18 protein-coding genes are annotated in these 19,360 nt (G+C 35.2%); 4 read left to right on the plus strand and 14 right to left on the minus strand.

Annotated features, from left to right (window positions below):
* Positions 1 to 5 precede the first annotated feature (5 nt).
* Both EG339_RS07115 and EG339_RS07120 read right to left on the minus strand, forming a co-directional pair.
* Positions 6 to 1,181 (minus strand): glycosyltransferase, encoded by a 1,176-nt coding sequence (locus EG339_RS07115; RefSeq protein WP_123869601.1) that lies wholly within the window; start codon positions 1,179 to 1,181, stop codon positions 6 to 8.
* Complete coding sequence (locus EG339_RS07120; RefSeq protein WP_123869602.1) at positions 1,181 to 2,020, minus strand: glycosyltransferase family 2 protein; 840 nt, start codon at positions 2,018 to 2,020, stop codon at positions 1,181 to 1,183. Before EG339_RS07120 ends, EG339_RS07115 begins: the two co-directional genes overlap by 1 nt.
* A gap of 586 nt (positions 2,021 to 2,606) precedes the next feature.
* Between EG339_RS07120 and EG339_RS07125 the strand changes: the two genes are divergently transcribed.
* The 4 genes from EG339_RS07125 to EG339_RS07135 all read left to right on the plus strand — a co-directional run bounded on the left by EG339_RS07125 (position 2,607) and on the right by EG339_RS07135 (position 6,287).
* Positions 2,607 to 3,635, plus strand: coding sequence for an acyltransferase family protein (locus EG339_RS07125; protein ID WP_123869603.1), 1,029 nt, complete (start codon positions 2,607 to 2,609; stop codon positions 3,633 to 3,635).
* A gap of 146 nt (positions 3,636 to 3,781) precedes the next feature.
* Positions 3,782 to 3,925 (plus strand): hypothetical protein, encoded by a 144-nt coding sequence (locus EG339_RS24190; RefSeq protein ID WP_164465419.1) that lies wholly within the window; start codon positions 3,782 to 3,784, stop codon positions 3,923 to 3,925.
* Positions 3,926 to 3,934: 9 nt separating this feature from the next.
* Positions 3,935 to 5,368, plus strand: a complete 1,434-nt coding sequence (locus tag EG339_RS07130; protein WP_123869604.1) for an MBOAT family O-acyltransferase — start codon at positions 3,935 to 3,937, stop codon at positions 5,366 to 5,368.
* A 1-nt stretch (position 5,369) separates the two neighbouring features.
* Positions 5,370 to 6,287, plus strand: a complete 918-nt coding sequence (locus EG339_RS07135; protein ID WP_228459717.1) for a hypothetical protein — start codon at positions 5,370 to 5,372, stop codon at positions 6,285 to 6,287.
* Between the two features lie 2 nt (positions 6,288 to 6,289).
* On the opposite strand, the gene EG339_RS07140 is transcribed toward EG339_RS07135, so the two are convergent.
* The 12 genes from EG339_RS07140 to EG339_RS07195 all read right to left on the minus strand — a co-directional run bounded on the left by EG339_RS07140 (position 6,290) and on the right by EG339_RS07195 (position 19,360).
* Positions 6,290 to 7,231 (minus strand): glycosyltransferase family 2 protein, encoded by a 942-nt coding sequence (locus EG339_RS07140; RefSeq protein ID WP_123869606.1) that lies wholly within the window; start codon positions 7,229 to 7,231, stop codon positions 6,290 to 6,292.
* A 230-nt stretch (positions 7,232 to 7,461) separates the two neighbouring features.
* Positions 7,462 to 8,406, minus strand: a complete 945-nt coding sequence (locus tag EG339_RS07145) for a glycosyltransferase family 2 protein (protein ID WP_123869607.1) — start codon at positions 8,404 to 8,406, stop codon at positions 7,462 to 7,464.
* A 333-nt stretch (positions 8,407 to 8,739) separates the two neighbouring features.
* On the minus strand, positions 8,740 to 9,681 hold the full coding sequence (locus tag EG339_RS07150; RefSeq protein WP_123869608.1) for a glycosyltransferase family 2 protein: 942 nt from the start codon (positions 9,679 to 9,681) through the stop codon (positions 8,740 to 8,742).
* A gap of 1 nt (position 9,682) precedes the next feature.
* Entirely contained in the window at positions 9,683 to 10,618 is a 936-nt protein-coding gene (locus EG339_RS07155; protein ID WP_123869609.1) for a glycosyltransferase family 2 protein, read from the minus strand.
* A gap of 4 nt (positions 10,619 to 10,622) precedes the next feature.
* Positions 10,623 to 11,441, minus strand: a complete 819-nt coding sequence (locus EG339_RS07160) for an FkbM family methyltransferase (RefSeq protein WP_123869610.1) — start codon at positions 11,439 to 11,441, stop codon at positions 10,623 to 10,625.
* A gap of 41 nt (positions 11,442 to 11,482) precedes the next feature.
* Complete coding sequence (gene asnB, locus EG339_RS07165; protein WP_123869611.1) at positions 11,483 to 13,279, minus strand: asparagine synthase (glutamine-hydrolyzing); 1,797 nt, start codon at positions 13,277 to 13,279, stop codon at positions 11,483 to 11,485.
* Positions 13,280 to 13,326: 47 nt separating this feature from the next.
* Positions 13,327 to 14,250, minus strand: coding sequence for a glycosyltransferase family 2 protein (locus EG339_RS07170; RefSeq protein ID WP_123869612.1), 924 nt, complete (start codon positions 14,248 to 14,250; stop codon positions 13,327 to 13,329).
* A 47-nt stretch (positions 14,251 to 14,297) separates the two neighbouring features.
* Complete coding sequence (locus EG339_RS07175; RefSeq protein ID WP_123869613.1) at positions 14,298 to 15,428, minus strand: hypothetical protein; 1,131 nt, start codon at positions 15,426 to 15,428, stop codon at positions 14,298 to 14,300.
* Between the two features lie 31 nt (positions 15,429 to 15,459).
* Positions 15,460 to 16,584, minus strand: a complete 1,125-nt coding sequence (locus EG339_RS07180; protein ID WP_123869614.1) for a hypothetical protein — start codon at positions 16,582 to 16,584, stop codon at positions 15,460 to 15,462.
* Between the two features lie 53 nt (positions 16,585 to 16,637).
* A complete protein-coding gene (locus EG339_RS07185; protein WP_123869615.1) occupies positions 16,638 to 17,600 on the minus strand; it encodes a glycosyltransferase family protein in 963 nt (320 codons plus the stop codon).
* An 8-nt stretch (positions 17,601 to 17,608) separates the two neighbouring features.
* On the minus strand, positions 17,609 to 18,397 hold the full coding sequence (locus EG339_RS07190; protein ID WP_123869616.1) for a glycosyltransferase family 2 protein: 789 nt from the start codon (positions 18,395 to 18,397) through the stop codon (positions 17,609 to 17,611).
* Between the two features lie 12 nt (positions 18,398 to 18,409).
* The gene (locus tag EG339_RS07195) at positions 18,410 to 19,360 is read right to left on the minus strand and encodes a glycosyltransferase family 2 protein (RefSeq protein ID WP_123869617.1); all 951 of its coding nucleotides are present in this window, start codon (positions 19,358 to 19,360) and stop codon (positions 18,410 to 18,412) included.

The following is a 19,360-nucleotide window of genomic DNA, read 5'->3' on the forward strand; positions in this document are numbered from 1 at the left end:
GGTGGTCATCGTTCACTTTGTTTTTGTTGATAGAGGTCCTCAAGGATTTTTTCAACGGCATTAAAGATTTTCTGATTGTCAAACTGATCTTCAATGGTAAGAAGGTTCTTTCTGATTCTGGATATCAATTCCGGATCAGAAAGAAACTTTTTCATCGCTTCATACATTTCGTTGGTTTCATATTGGATCAGATATCCTGTTTCGCGGTCTTTAATCATGATTCCAACATCGCCGGTATCTGTTGCAATAATGGGTTTTTGTAGAATCAATGCTTCTGCAACTACAAGTGGCCAGGCTTCAGATTCAGAAGGAAGAATAAAATAATCGGCATTTTTAATATATGGATACGGATTCATCTTATTGCCACATAAAATAAACGTATCCTGAACATTATTGGTTTTGATCTGTTCTGTCAGGTTTTCCATTTCCTCTCCATTTCCAATAACTAAGATGCTGTGGTGAAAGCCTTCGTCTATCAGTTTTTTATGGGCATCTATAAGTTTGTGGAAGCCTTTTCTGTGATGAAGTCTGCCTACGGAAACAAAGACAGGGCCCTGCGGGAAGTCCTCTAATCTTTCTTCTGCCTTTTTTTTAATTTCCTCAATGGGAATGGCATTGATAACTACACTTTCTACCGGATATTTTAAATCCGGATAATAAAGGTGCATCATTTCTTTGATCCTTTGTGAGCAGTAAATCATATGATCAAACTTCTGAAAGTTGTGGATGATCTCCGGAACCGCTGGCTGCAAGGCCGGTAAATTAATCTCAGAGTGAAACCAGCCTACTTTTTTTGAATGTTTATTGCTTGAATTATTGACAGATGAGAATGTGGCATACGATGGTGAAATCTCTATATCAAACTTTTTATTTCCTAGAATACGGTCAGAAATTTTAGAATTCTTTAATATGTGCATCAGCTTTAGCCTTCTGCGTACAAGCTGAAGTTTATTAATGAACGGATTTTTGGAAAAATTTTCTTTGCCTTCGGTAAGGTAAACCTTTTTCACATGGCCCGGAATTTCATTTCTAAGCTCTCCCTGGTCCATGTTTAGACATATGGTTAGGTCAAATTTATCAGGATTAAGATTGTTGAGCATGCTCAATACCACTTTTTCCACCCCTCCCATTTCCATAGAGCGGTGTCTGAAAAGAACCTGTATTTTCTTATTTTCTGGCATTATCTGAAAAGTTTTTGTAAAGTAATAGTGATATTTTTTTTTATCCTGTACCAAATTCCATGCTGATATTCCAAAAGAGCAAAAATCTCCTGGTGATTGGTATATTTTTCCGGGATCTTTTTTCCGTTGATGCTGGTGAGATTTCTCCTCTTCATAGCAGCTAAGACAACCTGAGCAAAATAATCATATGATTTACCTTTATTATTGTTCTGGGAAATGCCGCCTGCATGTGCCCTGTAAAGATAATTGGTGTCATTTATGAAGTAAACATCTCCTTTTTCATATATCTTTAAGTACAGATCCTGATCTTCAGCAATCCTTAATTCAGGATTCATTTTTTCTGTCTGTTCATAAACATCCTTTCTGAATGTTACAAAATGATTGATCTGATTGGGATAATTGAAGAAAAAAGGATCACCATTCCTTACCTGCATTGCAGATTTAAATGGAGCAATAGGCCTTAAATACTGATCACAACCCATAAAACGTGAATAAGTGAGCGCCACTTTCTTTTTGGCTTTAAAAACCTGAACTGCTTTTTCAATAGCTGTGGGAAGTATGGCATCGTCAGGATCTACAAATCCGCAAATTTCCCCCGTAGCCAATTCAATAAGTCTGCTTTTTGTAACACCTACGCCAGAGTTTTTTTCATTTTCGAAAAACCTGAATCTTTCATCTCCGGCAATGATGGTCTTTACCAGCTCTTTTTCATTTTCTGAAGACGCATCATCAACAATAACAGCTTCCCAATTGGGATAGGTTTGCTTCAGTAGGGAATCATAGCAATCCCTGAACAAAGTGGCATTATTGTAGTGGGCAATAAGTATGGAAAACTTCATGTTGAATTATAAAAAGCATTGATGGTTAATTCCTGTAAGATTATCCTGATGGGTAGTGGTGATATTTTTATCAGTTGCCACCAATAGGGATTTCAGAAAATAAACCGAAAGAAAACTGTTCATTGAAAAATGAAACCCTGATAGTAAACTGGCATTTTTCATAATAGGGATAGGATAATACTTTTTTTTCACTTGAGTTACACAAATATAACCTGTTTTTATGAAAGTGGAAAAAAAACTTTATTTTTGCTTGCTTAAAGACAGCATGGTGGGTGAAATAATAAGGGTTCTCAAAACATTTCTATAAAATGGGGTGCTTTGGAACTGACTCATTATATCTGTGAGGTTATCAGTGCTTCACATAATGTGGTGAACATATGATTAAGTTTACAAGCATTTGAAAAAAGCAGTTATTAACTCTTGTAGTAGAACTCGAAGGAAAATATATTGGTGTTTTTAAATTTTGACAGAGTTATTTTTTAGAGATACTGATATCCTGAGAGGAAATGCTGTGAATCCTATTTATAAAGATTTCTGGACAAAAATAAGGGTATAAATTTATGATACAGCTGTTGAGACGGTTTTTATGAAAATAAGTCAGATTACATTTACCAGATTTCTTGCGGCTATGGCTATTGTCATTTCCCATTTCAATAAAGATCTGTTTTTATATAAGATCAATTATATTTCAGATATATTTCTGCACGCCAATGTAGGAGTCAGTTACTTCTTCATTCTTTCAGGTTTTATCATGATTGTAGCTTACCACAGGAAAGATAAGATTGAGTATTTTGATTATTATAGAAACCGTTTTGCCAGGATTTATCCGCTGTATGTATTAGGGCTTCTGCTGTATCTGATAACAAGATATTCCAATTTCAGTTTCTACAAAGGTTTTTTATACCTGTTTGGGCTTCAGAGCTGGATTCCGAGAGAAGCTATGATCCTTAATTTTCCAGGCTGGTCTATTTCTGTAGAGTTTCTTTTTTACCTGTTGTTTCCTTGGCTGTATAATTATCTTTATTCTAAAGGAAATAAGAGCATCTGGATAATCACAGTTATTATTTGGATCATTACACAGGTATTTTGTAATCTGTATTCGGCTTCATCTTATTACCAGGGACCACATACGGAAAGCCATGAGCTGCTATACTATTTTCCACTAATGCATATCAATGAATTCCTGGCAGGAAATCTTGCAGGATTATATTTTGTGAAAAATTCAGGTCAGAAAAATTATGATGTGCCGGTAGTTATTATTTTCGGACTTCTTTTACTGTCTCTGATTTTTCTTCCGTTGTTCTACCATAATGGGCTGATGGCCATTCTCTTCATTCCTCTTATTATTTTGATATCCAGAAATAATGGTGTATTGACGAAGATATTCTCATTGAAACCTCTGCAATATTTAGGTGAAGCAAGCTATGCTGTATACATTACCCATATTCCTGTTCTCTATATCCTGCGGGAGCTGTTGAAGCAGGGTAATTATAATTTTTCTATTGATATTGTTTTTGGAATTTATATAGTAGTTCTTGTCATAACCTGTATTCTGTTTTATCAATTTATTGAAAAGCCATTAAGAGATTATCTGAAAAGCCTGAGACTCAGATAAGCATCTTTAATATCAAAAAAAAGCAGAATATATAGAGGTTTGGTTAAAAGAATTGTAAATTTATTAGCTTAAATCATTTATTTTTATCTCTTAGAATATTCACGAACATTTAAATAAGAAAAAGTATATCATCCAAAACACTCACAATGAATGAACAAATAAATATCCCACAAAGAATAAATGGTGTTTTCTCAACAGAAAATACTCTATCCATATTGGTTTACAAGAAATGTAATATTGAAGCAGCAGAAATAAAGCAGCAGTTAAGTATAACCGCCATTAACTTCTAAAAACAGACGATGTTATTCAATTCAATAGGATTTCTTATTTTTTTACCAATAGTATTTTGCCTCTATTGGTTTGTTTTCAACAGGAAATTTCATGAACAGAACAGGCTGCTGCTATTGGCCAGCTTTTACTTTTATGCCTGTTGGGATTGGCGGTTTCTTTTTTTACTCATGTTTTCCATTGGTCTTGATTATATCTCAGGAATTAAAATAGAGAACAGCAAAACAAATCGTGAAGCTAAATTCTGGCTTACCCTGAGTATTGTCATCAATCTTGGTTTCCTTGGCTTCTTCAAATATTATAATTTCTTTGTCGGAAGTTTTGCAGACCTTCTTAATGGCTTTGGCTTTAAGGTAAATATCTGGCTGCTTAATATTATACTTCCCGTAGGAATCTCGTTTTATACATTTCATGGGTTATCTTATGTGATTGATGTCTATAAAAAAAGGATAAAGGCTGAGAGAAGCTTTACAGACTATGCCGTTTTTGTAAGCTATTTTCCTCTATTGGTTGCAGGTCCTATAGAAAGAGCAACACATCTTCTGCCTCAGATACAGCGGGAAAGAGTGTTCAACTATGAGCAGGCCGTGGATGGTATGCGCCAAATCCTGTGGGGATTTTTCAAAAAGATGGTTATTGCTGATAACTGTGCACCGCTGGTAAATGAAATCTTCAACAATTATCAAACAGAAAGCCCCGGTAATCTTGTGATAGGAGCTGTATTGTTTGCTTTTCAGATCTATGGAGATTTCTCCGGATATTCAGATATTGCATTGGGGGTTTCAAGGTTGTTCGGGATAGAATTGCTGAAAAACTTTGCATTTCCTTATTTCTCCAGGGATATTGCAGAATTCTGGAGAAGATGGCATATTTCACTGTCTTCATGGTTCAGGGATTATCTGTATATTCCATTGGGCGGAAGTAAAGGAGGGCTTTCTATGAAGATCAGAAATACATTTATTATTTTCCTGGTGTCAGGATTCTGGCATGGAGCAAACTGGACGTTTATGGTTTGGGGTGGTCTTAATGCTCTGTATTTTATGCCTTTGCTGATCATGAATAAAAACCGTCAGAATATGGAAGTTGCGGGGCAGGGGAAGTTTCTGCCATCTTTCAGAGAATGTATGCAGATTCTGGTTACCTTTCTGATTACCTGCTTCGCATGGATTTTTTTCAGAGCTGAATCTGTAGCTCAGGCTATTCATTATATCGGCAGAATTTTTAGCAGGGATTTGCTTTCTATTCCACATACACTGCCAGTAAAAATATTGGCGTTGATCGGGTTTATGCTGATTATAGAATGGATCAACAGGGAAAGGTTTCACGGATTAGAAATTAAAAGATTCAAACCCTGGATAAGACGTATTTTCTACCTGGCAGTTATTTATATCATTCTCCGTTATGCCAACTTCGGGAATAATGAATTTATTTATTTTCAGTTTTAGCATGAAAAAGTTTTTAATTAAAATAGTACCTTATTTTGTAGCAGTGCTTATTGTACTGGCAATTCTTGGATCTTATGCTGATGGCAATACGGATGATAACTATATGCATTTTGCCGTTAAAAAACCAAAAAATATAATACTGGGAGATTCCCGAGGCTCTCAGGGCGTAGTTCCTGAAGTTTTAAAAAATAAGCTTTCTGCAAATTTTGATAACTTTTCTCTGAATATTGTGCAGTCTCCCTATGGCCAGGTTTATTTTAAAGCTTTAAAAAGGAAATTAGATCCTGAAACTAAAGACGGTATTTTTATTTTAACAGTTGGGCCATGGAACCTTTCATTGAATAAGAATATTAAAAATGAAAAAGACTTCCCGGAAGAAAATTCTCCTTTGAATGATATGTATTTTTACGACAGGTCTCCCAATTATGAATATCTGCTGAAACATTATACAAGAAGCTGGTTTAAAATTTATACGGAAAGAGCTGAAGCAGGAAAGTCAAATAGCTTTCTCCATGATGATGGATGGATGGAAATCAATATAAATATGAATGCAGATTCTGTAGCGGCAAGAACTCGTAGAAAGGAAATGGATTATAAGCTTCTGGCTAGTACGGTAGAACTTTCGCCTGCCCGTATAAAAGCTTTTAATGAGATTATTAATTATTTAAGAACAAAAGGATCTGTCTATATCGTTCGTATACCAACATCCCAAACGCTTACGGCTATTGAGGATAGAAAATATCCTCATTTCAGTGAATTACTGAAAGATATAGGCCATAAGCAGAATGTTAAGGTGTTTGATTTTTCAAAAAAATATGCAGATTATGATTATACCGATGGAAATCATATGTATAAGGAATCCAGTAAAAAACTTACGGCTCAGATTGCAGACTCTATTTTGGCAAGCAGAGGAAAATAAAATTAGAATAAATTATTCCTAAAGTTAATATTATAGATCCCGGACCGGATGCTTTTATAGTCTGTTAAAAGATATTTGAGGATCATTCCCCATTTTTTTGAATTGGGGGAATTGGCAATCTGAAAACTGCGATACATCCTTTTGATGTGAAGCTTTACATGTTCAGGAAGTGTATTTTCATTTTCAGCCCAGGCGTCCACTTCTTTCCATAGCAGGACGCGGGTAGTTGCCGGATTTACCTTTTTAGAGTCTACCAGTGTGATTCTGTTATCTTCGTGTACTCCTCTTACAGCAACAGCTTTATCTAAAATTCCAGGATAGAGGCGGAGATAATAAGAGAGCCTTAATAAGAATTCCGTATCCTGGTGCAGTCTTAGGCTGGATTTAAATAAAAAATCCATTTTTTTCATTAAAGAATCTTTGCGGATGGTTAAGGCATCAATACTGAAGAGTCCAAAACTTCCCAACATATAGATCTGCCCAAGAAACACATCTTTAGGTTCATGCCTTTTATAAACAGTAGTTAACCGGTCCCCAAATAAAGAGTAATACTGTTCTTTTGCCTTTTCAGTATAGTAATGTACACCCAGAGCTCCGTATACACCTTCTACTTCAGGTCTTTTGAAAAGTTCTTTTTCAGCATCAAATCTGTTGGGGAGAAAATAATCATCAGCGTCCAGAAAAGCAATAAAATCTCCACTGGATTTTTCAATTCCCAAATTCCTTGTAGGGCCTGCACCATGATTCTCTTTATCCGGATGCTGATAAAGTTTTACTCTTTCATGTTTTTCGGCAAGCTGTTCACATACTTCTAACGCATGATCCGGCGATTTGTCTTCAACCAGTATAACTTCACAAACTTCATCAAACTGCAGAGCAGATTCCACCGCTTGTGTAACATATTTTTCAGCGTTGTAAACGGGAATAATTACTGAAATTTTCATTTTTGTTTACTTAATTTTTTTTATCATTTGTGGTTAAAAGCGTTGCAATATAGTTAATTATGAAGACTTATGTCTAATTTTTTTTATATAAAAATAAAGATTTATTTGTATTATAATTCTGGTTCAAAAATTCTGCCGAACAAATGTTTCCAGATGGCTTTAATTGAGTATTTGCAAAGTTCTTTTATTTTGTGTTTTAATCAGAGTCTTTTAAGTCTTCGGTTATTGTTTTAAGAAATCAGTGAGTGCCGGAAATTGATATTGTATAAGCCGGATCTTATACTTTTATAGTCTGTTACAAGGTATTTAAGGATCATGGCCCATTTTTTCGGCAATGGAGCTTTTGCAATTTCAAAACTTCTGTGCATCCTTTTGATATGGATCTTTACATCTTCAGAAATATCACTTTCAGTCTGGGACCAAAGGTCAACTTCTTTCCAAAGTATAGCCCGGGAAACAGAAGGGTCTATGACACGCAAATCTACCTTCGTAATTCTGTTATCTTCGTGTACTCCTCTTATTGCGATAGCTTTGTCCAGAATTCCGGGATAAAGATCCAGATAATAAGAAAGGCGAAACAGGAATTCTGTGTCTTCATGGAGTCTTAAATGAGGTTTGAAGAGAGGCTTTACTTTACTCATCAAGGCTTCCCGGCGTACTGTTAAAGTATCTATACTGAACAGCCCAAAAGGCCCCAGCATGTGAAGCTGCCCACGGAAAACATCTTTAGGATCATGTTTTTTATAAACTGTAGTCAGCCTGTCCCCAAATAATTGATAATATTGCTCTTTTGCTTTTTCGGAGTAGTAATGTACTCCAAGAGCCCCATAAACTCCTTCTACTTTTGGATCTTTAAATAGCTCTTTTTCAGCATTAAACCGATTAGGTAGGTAATAATCGTCTGCATCGAGAAAGGCAACAAAATCTCCTGTAGATTTTTCAATTCCCAAATTCCTACTTGGGCCTGCCCCATGGTTTTTCTTATCCGGGTGCTGGTAAAGTTTTACTTTTTCATGCTTTTCCGCTAGCTGCTGACATATCTGTAAAGCATTGTCAGGGGATTTATCCTCAATCAGAATAATCTCATGCACTTCGTCAAACTGAAGCACAGAGTTTACCGCCTGAGAAACATACTTTTCTGCATTATAAACGGGAATAACCACTGAGATTCTCATTTCTTCTCCTTTTTACAATAAATTTAGAATTACAATTGTGTTTTTATTAGTACCATTTGGAATTGGAAATTTAAGCTTTTAATTTTATTTTTAAGAATGCAGTCATCTTTTTTTCTGTAAAATGATACAGAAATGTAGCCAGAGCCATTACAATGATGATTTTTTAATAAAATGTGGTAGGCAAATGTATGCTGTAACCCTGTTTTCTCTGAAAAATATCTCCACAAAAGGGTGAGATAAGTACAAAGAATAGTATGAATTGCCTAAGAAAACTGAAGAACAGCAGCTCTTTTACTTCAAAAGTAAAGCTGAAGATGGTAAGAAATAAATGATTTATTGTGTCTCATGAGAATAAGTAAATCTGTATTTTGTCCTCAGAATATTTGGGTTTTTAAAAATAGCAGCAAACAATCCTATTTTTTTTGAAATTCCTTTTTTTTGTGAAAGCTCGAATGCCATTTTCTGAAGATAAATGTGCTGTGCAATATCTGTTTCAAGAGATAAGGTTTTAGACCATTCGTAGAGAGAATTCCAGAAAAGGAATTGCCGTTGGTTATATTGTGGAGAATACTTTACTATTTTAGTAATTCTGTTGTCATCATGCATTCCTCTCATCGCCACAGGATGATCTATTATACCGGATTTTAAATGACATAAACAGGAAAGCTTAATGATGAAATCTGAATCCTGATGAAGACGGAGAGCCTCATTAAATTTTAATTTTTTAGATTCAAGAGAATGTCTTCTTACTGTAAGTGAATTAAGGTGGAAAAAAGTACCGAAAGTTTTAGTTGTTAAACTTAAAAGTCCTCTGAAGACCTCTTTTCCTTCTGCAGCATAGTTAACAGTCAGAAGTTCGCTGTCATTGATATTGGACGTGAATTCCCGTTTCCCTTTTTCTGTCAGATACTCAGTACCAATAGCATTAAAAACGCCTTCTATTTCAGGATCTTTAAACAGTTCTTTTTCTGCTGTAAATCTGTTGGGCAGGAAATAATCATCGGCATCCAGAAATGCAATAAAATCTCCGGTAACTTTACTAAGTCCAAGGTTCCTGCTGGCTCCGGCCCCATGATTTCCCAGGTCAGGATGCTGAAAAAGTTTTACCTTATCATATTTTTGAGCCAGTTCACGGCATATTTGAAGAGCATTATCCGGAGAATGGTCTTCTATCAGAATTACTTCATAGACCTCATCAAACTGTAAGGCTGATTCTACAGCATGTGATAGATATTTTTCGGCATTGTATACAGGAATAATTACTGAGGTCTTCATGTTATCTATTGTAGTAAGTAAAACGGTATTGGGTCTTTAATATTGCTGGGTTTTTAAGAGCTTCTCCTAAAATATTACAGTATTTGGTAAGGCCTTTCTGTAAAGAAAGATCAAATGATTTATAAAGCAGGTAAATTCTATTTCTGAATTCTGGTGGGATCTGGTTGGAAATAGCCCATTCATTCAGGGATTTCCATAAAAGAAACTGCCTTTGGTTATATTGCGGAGAGTACTTTACAATTTTAGTGATCCTGTTATCATCATGAATTCCTCTCATGGCAACTGCTTCTGTTATATTTCCCGTTTTTAAATGGCAGTGATAGGCCAGTTTGATGATGAAATCCGAATCCTGATGCACTTTGAGTTCCTGATTGAATAGAAGATGCTGTAGCTCCAGAGAGGCTCTTCTTACTGTGAGTGAATTAAGGTGAAAAGAAGTACCAAAAGTTTTAGCTGTTAAACTTAACAGCCCTTTAAATACTTCTTCTCCCTCTGCTGGGTAATTGACTGTGCTGAGGGTTATTTCTTTGAATTTGGATTGAAATTCCTCTTTTCCTTTTTCTGTTAAATATTCCGTACCAATAGCATTGAAAACCCCGTCTATCTTCGCATCTTTGAAAAGTTCTTTTTCAACATCAAAACGGTTAGGCAGATAATAATCATCGGCATCCAGAAAAGCAATGAAGTCGCCGGTGGCTTTTTCAATTCCAAGATTCCTGCTTGCCCCGGCACCATGATTTCCCCGGTCAGGATGTTGGAAAAGTTTTACCCTATCATATTTTTGAGCCAGTTCAAAGCATATCTGAAGGGCATTATCCGGTGATTGGTCTTCTATTAGAATTACCTCATAAACTTCATCAAGCTGTAGAGCAGATTCTACAGCTTTTATAAGATATTTTTCTGCGTTGTACACGGGAATGACTACTGATATCTTCATGAGCCTAAAGGGGTGTAATAATTAGGTTATCATTAACAAGTAATTCTGGGCTTGTTGTAAAGAAGTCTTTTTTATGTACTCTGCTGTATACTTTAAAATTATTATCAAAAAAGAACTGAAGTAGGTCCTGAGAGGTGTAATCTCCCTGTTCATCAATTGCAGCCGGACAAAATTCCATAAAGAATACAGGCCTGTTTTTTAAAAATACATCTTTGTTTTCCAGAATAACAACAGCTTCATATCCTTCAACATCCATTTTCACAACATCAAATTTTGTATCGGATATCAAATTTTGTAGTGGTTCTATCTGTACATTGATCAATCTTTTACCTGGATTTTTTGTTTCAATAAACGAACTCATTCCTGCATGTCCTGCAACATAATTAAATGATTTTACAGCTGAGGAACCTCCAATGGCGGTATTGAAAAGTTTGATATTCTGATAATTGTTTTTTTTAATACTCTCATTGAACTCATGATATACATCGGGAATAGGTTCAAATGCATAGACCTGCTTGCAGTAAGGTGCTAAAAGCAAACTATGCTGCCCGATATTAGCACCTATATCCAATAATACTTTGTCTTTAGTAAGAACAGATCTTATATCATCAATGATATGTTTTTCATAAATACCATTCTCAAAAATATAAAGATCAACATAGCCAAACTTTTTATTAAGATAAATTCTGGTTTTTCTGTTATTATAATGAATGGTAAAGAGCTTACGGTTATCAAGATAAGAAATATTCAGCTTTCTTTTTACGAATCTGATAGGAGTTTCTTTAAATAATATGCTTTGAAGGGATTTTAAGTAATTGGACATATGAATTTTTTTTAGGTTTTGTGTTTAAAATAATTATTGCTTTATAAATAAGATTGATTATTATCCGCCCATAATGCAAGCTGTAAAAGATTCCAATGTCTTTCATCCTTATCAAGGAAGTTCTGGGCAGCTTTAAAATCAATAAAATTGAATACTTTATGATTGGGATTCTTTAGCAGGTCATTTGAGAGATTCATCAGGTTCTCTTCTGCAAACCAGCTTTTTACTCCGAGTCCAAAGCCCTGTTTATGGCGGTTTCTGATGGTTTCAGTCCAATAGGAACCCATAGCTTCGCGAAGAATGATTTTATCATTACTGTCATTCAGTTTAAGCTGATCCGGTAATTGGATACAAAATTCTGCAAAATCCAGATCAAGGAATGGAGTTCTCACTTCCAGGGAATTGGCCATTGCCATTCTGTCTGATTTTACCATCATATTTGCTGGAACATAGTTTTCCAGATCTATCCTCATAATATCGTTAAGGGAATCCAGATTTGGGGTAAAACTATAAGTTTGCAGATAATCTGAAGAAACTCCGAGGAGATCCCGTTCTTTCTTATTAAAAGCATTCCGTACATCATTCAGATGGAAATCCATAATGGATGAGAATTCTACGTTTTTGCGGCTGAGGAATGACGTTGGCTTTATTTGCTGATATAGCTTTAAACCGAACTGTGCAATGATATTTTTATAGCTGAAATGTTTCTTTAATTTATTTTCAACAGTATAGAAATGATAGCCGCCAAACAGTTCATCTCCTACATCCCCGGATAATACTACCGTAAGATTTTTTCTGGCTGCTCTGCAGATCTCATAATGAGGGATAAATGACGCATCTGCAAAAGGTTCATCAAAAAAGGGCGATATTTTTAGTAAAGAACTGACAAGGTCAGATTTCTTTTCATGAACTTCAATGTGATTGGTTTTGTATTTATCTGCAATTTCCTTTGCATATTTAAGTTCATTGTCTTTGTGATCGTATCCGAAGCTGATGGTAGTCTGATGAGGTAAAAATTCATCTACTAAAGCTACTACTGATGAGGAATCCAGCCCTCCGCTCAGGAAACTTCCTACTTCTACATCCGCAATAAGCTGTTTCTTTATTGCATTTTTCAACAGATATAGAAACTCTTCCCTGGCGTCGGAAATGCTTATAACTCTGTCTTTCGCAGGTAAGCTATAATAACGGGAAACTGTAAATTTTCCGTCTTTCCAGATCAGCTGGTGTGCGGGAGGAAGTGTATGAATATTGCTGTAAATACTCTGATGAGAACTTACATATCCATATTGAAGATAGTGGGAGAGTGCCTGGGAACTTACTTGAGGCTGGATAAGCCCGGAAGCCAGAATAGCTTTGATTTCTGATGCAAAAATGAACTCATTGTTTTTTCCTATGGCATAATAAAAAGGTTTTTCCCCAAAACGGTCTCTTGCACAGAATAACTGTTGCTTATGCTCATCCCAAATGGCAAATGCAAACATTCCCGGAAGATCATGGATGAGATTTTCCTGTTTTCTCTGATACATGGCAAGAATAACCTCCGTATCAGAACCTCCGTGATAAGGATATTCTGCGTATTGTCTTTTGATCTCCAGATAACCGTAGATCTCTCCGTTGAGTACAATACATTCATTCTTAGTATTGGAGAACATTGGCTGTTTCCCATTATCAGATAAGTCTATAATGGAAAGGCGGCGGTGGCCCAGCGCGGCATTTTCATAAAATTCATAATGAGAAGAATCCGGACCACGATGAACCAATGCATCTGTCATCTTTTGGATTTCTTCCTGGTAATTCCTTGCATTACTGCCTATAATCCCCGCTATTCCGCACATAATATATTATTTTTCATCATTAATTTTAAAAATTTTGTATAGCTAATTTACGACAGATTCAGAAAACTAGGGCCTGATTGAATCAATTGATTTCGTAAACTGCTTAATTTTTCGCTGTCTCCGGCAATTTTTTTATATTTCAGAGAAAGCTCCTTATACCGGGTGAAATTTCCTGTTATTAGATTCTTCAGCATACTTTGCTTTAATGCTTTTTTTTCCTGTCTTAAAGCATCCGGAAGACTTGGATTCAGTATATTGATTTCTATACGGAGATCTTCATATTTGGTGAAATCTATTTTATGGAGAAGCTGTACCCCGTCATGAACTACCTTACTGCCCGGAACCAGCAGAACTTTTTTCTGATGGAAATGAACCCGGTTAACGTATTCGTCATCTTCTCCATAATGGAAAAAATAAGGATTAAATCCTCCTATGGTCTCTATTGTTTTTTTGGGTAACAGCCAATGCGCAGCATTTACAAAGTGAATTTCGTAATAAGGTTTTAAAGTCTGAAAATACAGATCAGAGATCATTCTGGTTTTTTCATAATTCTTGGCAATATACTGATCCAGAAAGATATCAAGATACTTTTCAGAACCATCAATATGAATAGGGCTTATAATACCAATTTCATCCTTATTGGGGTGACTGTTATATACTTCAAGCATCCTTTCCATGCTGTTTTCATAGAGCCAGGCATCCTGATTCATAAGATAGAAGAAATCAGCACCATTTTTATAAGCTTTTTCAATACCTATATTATTGGCCTTTCCAAATCCGAGATTAGATTCAGACTGGGTAAAGTTTACTTCCGGAAAATGTGTTTTTATGTATTCCTGGGTTCCATCTGTAGATCCGTTGTCAATTACAAAGCATTTTACAGGAACAGATGATTTCCTTAAACTGGTAAAGCAGCGTTCTGCCCATTTCATGGCATTGTAGGTAACAATAATAATATGGATTTGAGACATTTTTTATTTAATGTTTTGGGGTTCTGAATGGGCAACCTATGATATTATTACAAATTAGTGATTCTAAAATACAAAAAATAGTAGATCTGTTTAAGCAACTTGTCAAACTGGGGGAAAGTTAAGAATCCCTGTGTAATCAGCATCATTCTCCATGAAAGATTAAACAAAATTAATGCAACAGCAATAATTTCCTGTTTTCTGCTGAGAACAGCTCTGGGTTCTGTAGCAATGAAAATTGTTAAAAGGGAGAAGAAAATATTGATCCATCTTCCCCAGTCCACTGCCAGATAGAACAATGGAATTAAAAATAGGAGCTGTATTATCAGGAATAAACCATTTATTTTGACTTTATTGAATTTACAATAAGTATAAACCGTTAATGCACCCAGCAATATACTTATTCCATAAGTTTGATAATCATAAAAATGAGATTTATAAAAGCCAATGACATCATAGCTAGGATCATAATCAAAAATTCCCATTTCTTTAAGTATCAAGCCATGAGCTTTAAAAAATTCCACGGTATTTTCTGTCCTTAAGCTGATCCCAAACTTATAGAGAAGTACCATTATAATCGTTGCGGGTAAAAGCTGATAGAATGTTATTTTTTTCAGCTTATCAAATGATGAACCTCCATTTTTCTTGAAATAGGCTAATCCAACAAACGGCAAATAAAAGAATGCAGCTTCATGTGTCAGAATAGCAATACTGATAAAGGAAGTAATGGTAATATCTTTGATAACAACCTTTGAGCGCAGGCATAAGATGTATACAAGATACAGGAAAAAGAACAGCATTTCTTTTCTTGTAGCAATATTAGGATCTTTTATCATCATCCCGAAGCCTACCGGAAGCAAAAGTAAGGCTATGACAAGAAGGTTATTCTTTTCATTCCAAAAGAGTTTAATTAAAAGGTAGAAAATGGCGGTGTACAGTAAAGATACAAATGCAAATGCAATATATTCAAGCTTAATATGAGTAAGTTCATTGATAGCTATAAATAAAGTTCCAAAAAGCCCTCTTCGTTTGAATCCTCCATCCTGATAATTGATAATCCAGTCACCAAAACACCACCCCCCTTTTTCTACTATGATAAGCGTATAAGAGGTTGTAATACTGACGTAGTAGTATATGATAAATAGTAAACCAATGAGGTAATTAATTATTTTTGTTTTCATATTTATTTTCTCAATAGGGATGTGTTTTACTTTAAAAAAATTTAAAGTAGATAAAGTAATATACTTTTTTTATAATAGAATCAAGCGCTGGAAAAGTAAGGAAGCCTGCTGTGAAAAGCAGCATTTTCCATAACGAATTGACCGCAATTACTATAACAGCTGTAATATCTTTTTTCAGGGTACTGACCAATTGTTGTTCACCGATAATAAAGATTGTTAACAACGTGAAGAAAATATTGATCCATCTTCCCCAATCATAGGCAATATAAAATAAGGGAATTAAGAAAATTATCTGTACAGCAATAAATTTTTTATTGATGCTGATTTTGTTTAATGTACAATAGATGTAAAAGGTAACTGATGCAAACAATAAGCTGATGAGGTAAGTAAGATAGCCATATGAATGAGCTGTGTAAAAGTTCAGAACATTATAGTTTGGATCATACCCGTAAATGCCTTTAAGGATGAGCATAAGTCCATGTTTCTGCAGGAACTGAATAGAGTTGGGGGTACTAATACTGTATCCGAACTGATAAAGTAATACCATAACAACACTGGCAGGTGCTAAGTGATAGAGTATTATATTTTTAAATTTGCTGAAAGATGGTTCACTACTTTTGATAAAGTAGGTAAAACTTATAAATGGGATGTAAAAAAATGCGGCTTCATGATTCAGAATTGCGATAATAATGAATAAACTTACAGCAATGCTTTTTATAGACTTCCGGGCCTCAAGTCTTACGAAATAAACCAGATAGGGCAGAAAAATCATGATTTCTTTTTTTGCAATAATGGTTGGATCTTTCAATAGCATTCCCATGCCTGCCGGAAGTAATATAATACTAATAGTGAGCAGGGTATTTTTCTTCTGCATAAAGAGTTGGATGAGCATTGTAAAAAAGATTGCATACAATATAGATACAAATGCAAATACAATAAATTCCAGCTTGATATGGGTGAGCTCGTTGAGAAAAATAAAAAGACTTCCGAAAAGGCCTCTGCGTTTGAATCCTCCATCCTGATAATTAATCAGCCACTCGCCAAGATACCATCCGTTTTTATAAAATACAAGCTGAAGATAGCTATTGTAAATACAGATACAATAGTAAATGAGAAATATCAAACCTATTATATAATTGGCTATTTTCGTTTTCATTAGTAGTTATTATCAGATTTTAAAGAAAGGATATGTTTTCTGTTGTTGCAGTTTCAATCAATAAAAACTTTCTTAAAAGTATCCATCACAGGATGAGGGAGAAATTTTTCATAAAGTTCTTTGGCTGATAAAGTGAGGTCTGCATCCAGAATAATGTTCTGCAGGTCTTTACTGTCATTATAATAATAAGCCTGGTTCTGTAGATGGGTAATGTGTGCCTTTTCCGGAGGGTTGGCAAAAGCAATTACCGGTTTTCCCATAATAGCAAATTCAGCCACGGTAATTCCGAATGTTTCTCCTCTTTCCCGTGCATGAAGCAAAGCATTACAGGTATTGATGAACTTTTGTTTCATCATAATATCCGAGCTTGGCGGTAGAAAGATAATATTAGAAGGAACAGACTTCCACCATTTCTTTTTGATAAAAGGATTTACTCCCATAAAAATGAAATAGATATCTTTATATTTTGATGCAATTTTTTCAATGGTTTTTTGGGCAAAAAGAATATTAAAGCTGATATGGCCACCATAATAACCAAAAACCTTGGCATTTTTGGGAATATTAAGCTCTGTTCTCAAATCTTCATTGGTTTGAGAATCAAAATTAACCATGTGGGGAACATAAGGATATTTTGAACCTGTCATTTCCTGGCTCAGCCATTCAGAAACATAGGCATATACGTCCCCATGGGGTTCAAAATGTTTAAAAACACTGTGTATTACAGATTTACACTCCTTAGTATCTATCCCATCAATATTACCGTTTTTAATCGCATAAAAAAGGTCTATATTATCTTTACGGATAAGCTGATCTACCTCACTGAAGTCTGAATAACCATGTACACGGAATCTTTTTTCAAATTTTTCAATACCTAGCGGATGATTGGTCTTTGAATTTTTATTATATACAATTATAGATTCATTACCCAGATATTTCTCATTGAAATCTGCATAATCGTATACTGCTATGGAAGTTCCTCTGTAATTGAGTTCATCCTCATGGAAAAGAATTTTCATCTAGTGTGCTATTTAAATATTTTTTTCAGTCTTCCCACTATTTTCTGAACAATGGTTTTCTTCGGATATTTGGTAAGGTCGTTATGTTTAAAAAGTCCTTCTCCCTGCGCAATCCTGAAATTCTGTTTTACCCACCAAGCTGCAATATTTCTTTCCAGAGAAGCTGTTTCTCCGGAAAAAGGAATAATGGTCTCAAGCAAGAAACTTTTTCTCACAAGATACGGATTATTAGTCCAGTTGGCCCAACGTGAGGTGGTAATGAAATACTCACCTTGCTTTTGAATTTTATCAGGAAACTCTACTGCAGGATCCAGCCAATGTAAAGATTCCAGAAGATGGGGAGAGGTGCACTCGTGCCAGTCATCATAATAATCCAGTTCATTTCCTTTATGCCTGATGGAAATAAGAGGATAGCCGGGGGTGTTCCTGCTTCGGTAGCGAACTACATCGAAACCATTGTCAAGCATTTTCAATCCGCTTTTGAGGCGGGAGAATACGGTTTTCTGATCTTCAACAAGTTCAAAGTCATGTTCCAGAAAAAGAATGTTTTCACAAACTGCATTTTCTGCCAGTGTTTTCATCCCTTTTCCGATACCGATATTGTCCTTTAGCCCTATGTACCTGATGTTGTACTGATCTGCCAGTTTTTTGTCAGATTCACTTACTTCCTGAAAAAGAATTACAATATCATCAATCATGTTCAGAAGACCATACTTCTGATAGGATTTCAATGTGTTTCTCAATGTTTTTCCTGTTTTCCAGGAAAGAATGCAGATGCTTATGGGTAGTTTCTCCATATTCATTCTTATTTAAATATTCAGGAACGGATGTTGGGCTGTTATGGCCGTTTTTCTGGCGATTTCAATTTCATTGAACTTTCCGGAGAAATATTTATACTGTTCCATATAAAATTTATACTCACTGATATTTCTCTTAGCTGCCATTTTCAGAGCGAAAGAAAAGAGTGCTTTTTTCTCTCTTCTGCTGTCATAATGGTAATTGGGATCAAGATATTTTGTTTCCCGCTGCATAATCATAGAGAGTCTTTTATTTTTTAGCAGCTCCTCTTTATCTTTAGGTTCTTGTTTATAAAATGACTGAACGGTGTCATGCACCACTTTACTTTTGGAACATACCACTATTTTAAGTCCGAAATAAGTTATCCGGTTTACATATTCATAATCTTCAGCACCATGAAAGAAATAAGGATTAAACCCCCCTACTTTTTCAATAATACTTCTGGGAATACACCAGTGCGCAGCATTTACAAAACCAATTTCGTAGTATGCTTTCATTCCATCAAAATAGATATCTGAAAGCATTCTGTTATTTCTCAGATCTTTGGCCAGGTAGTTTTCAAAATGGAGATCAAGTTTTTTTCCGCTTCCATCCAGATGCATCGGGCTTAATATCCCAATCTGTTTCTTATCCGGGTATTGCTGATAAACATCTAAAATCTGTTGAAAACTTTCCGGATAGATCCAGGCATCCTGATTCATCAGATAAAAGAAATCAGCACCTTGTTTATGGGCTTTCTCAATTCCTAAATTGTTGGCTCTTCCGAATCCAAGGTTCTCGGAAGACTGTATAAAATCCACTTCAGGAAAATTGGTGCTTATATATTCCTGTGTTCCATCTGTAGAGCCATTATCTATCGTTATGCATTTCACGGGGACAGAAGAGTGCCTTAAGCTTGTAAAACACCTTTCTGCCCATTTCATGGCATTGTACGTAACAATAATAACATAAATACTAGCCAT

Origin of the sequence: Chryseobacterium bernardetii (genome assembly GCF_003815975.1) — a bacterium.
Classification (GTDB): domain Bacteria; phylum Bacteroidota; class Bacteroidia; order Flavobacteriales; family Weeksellaceae; genus Chryseobacterium; species Chryseobacterium bernardetii.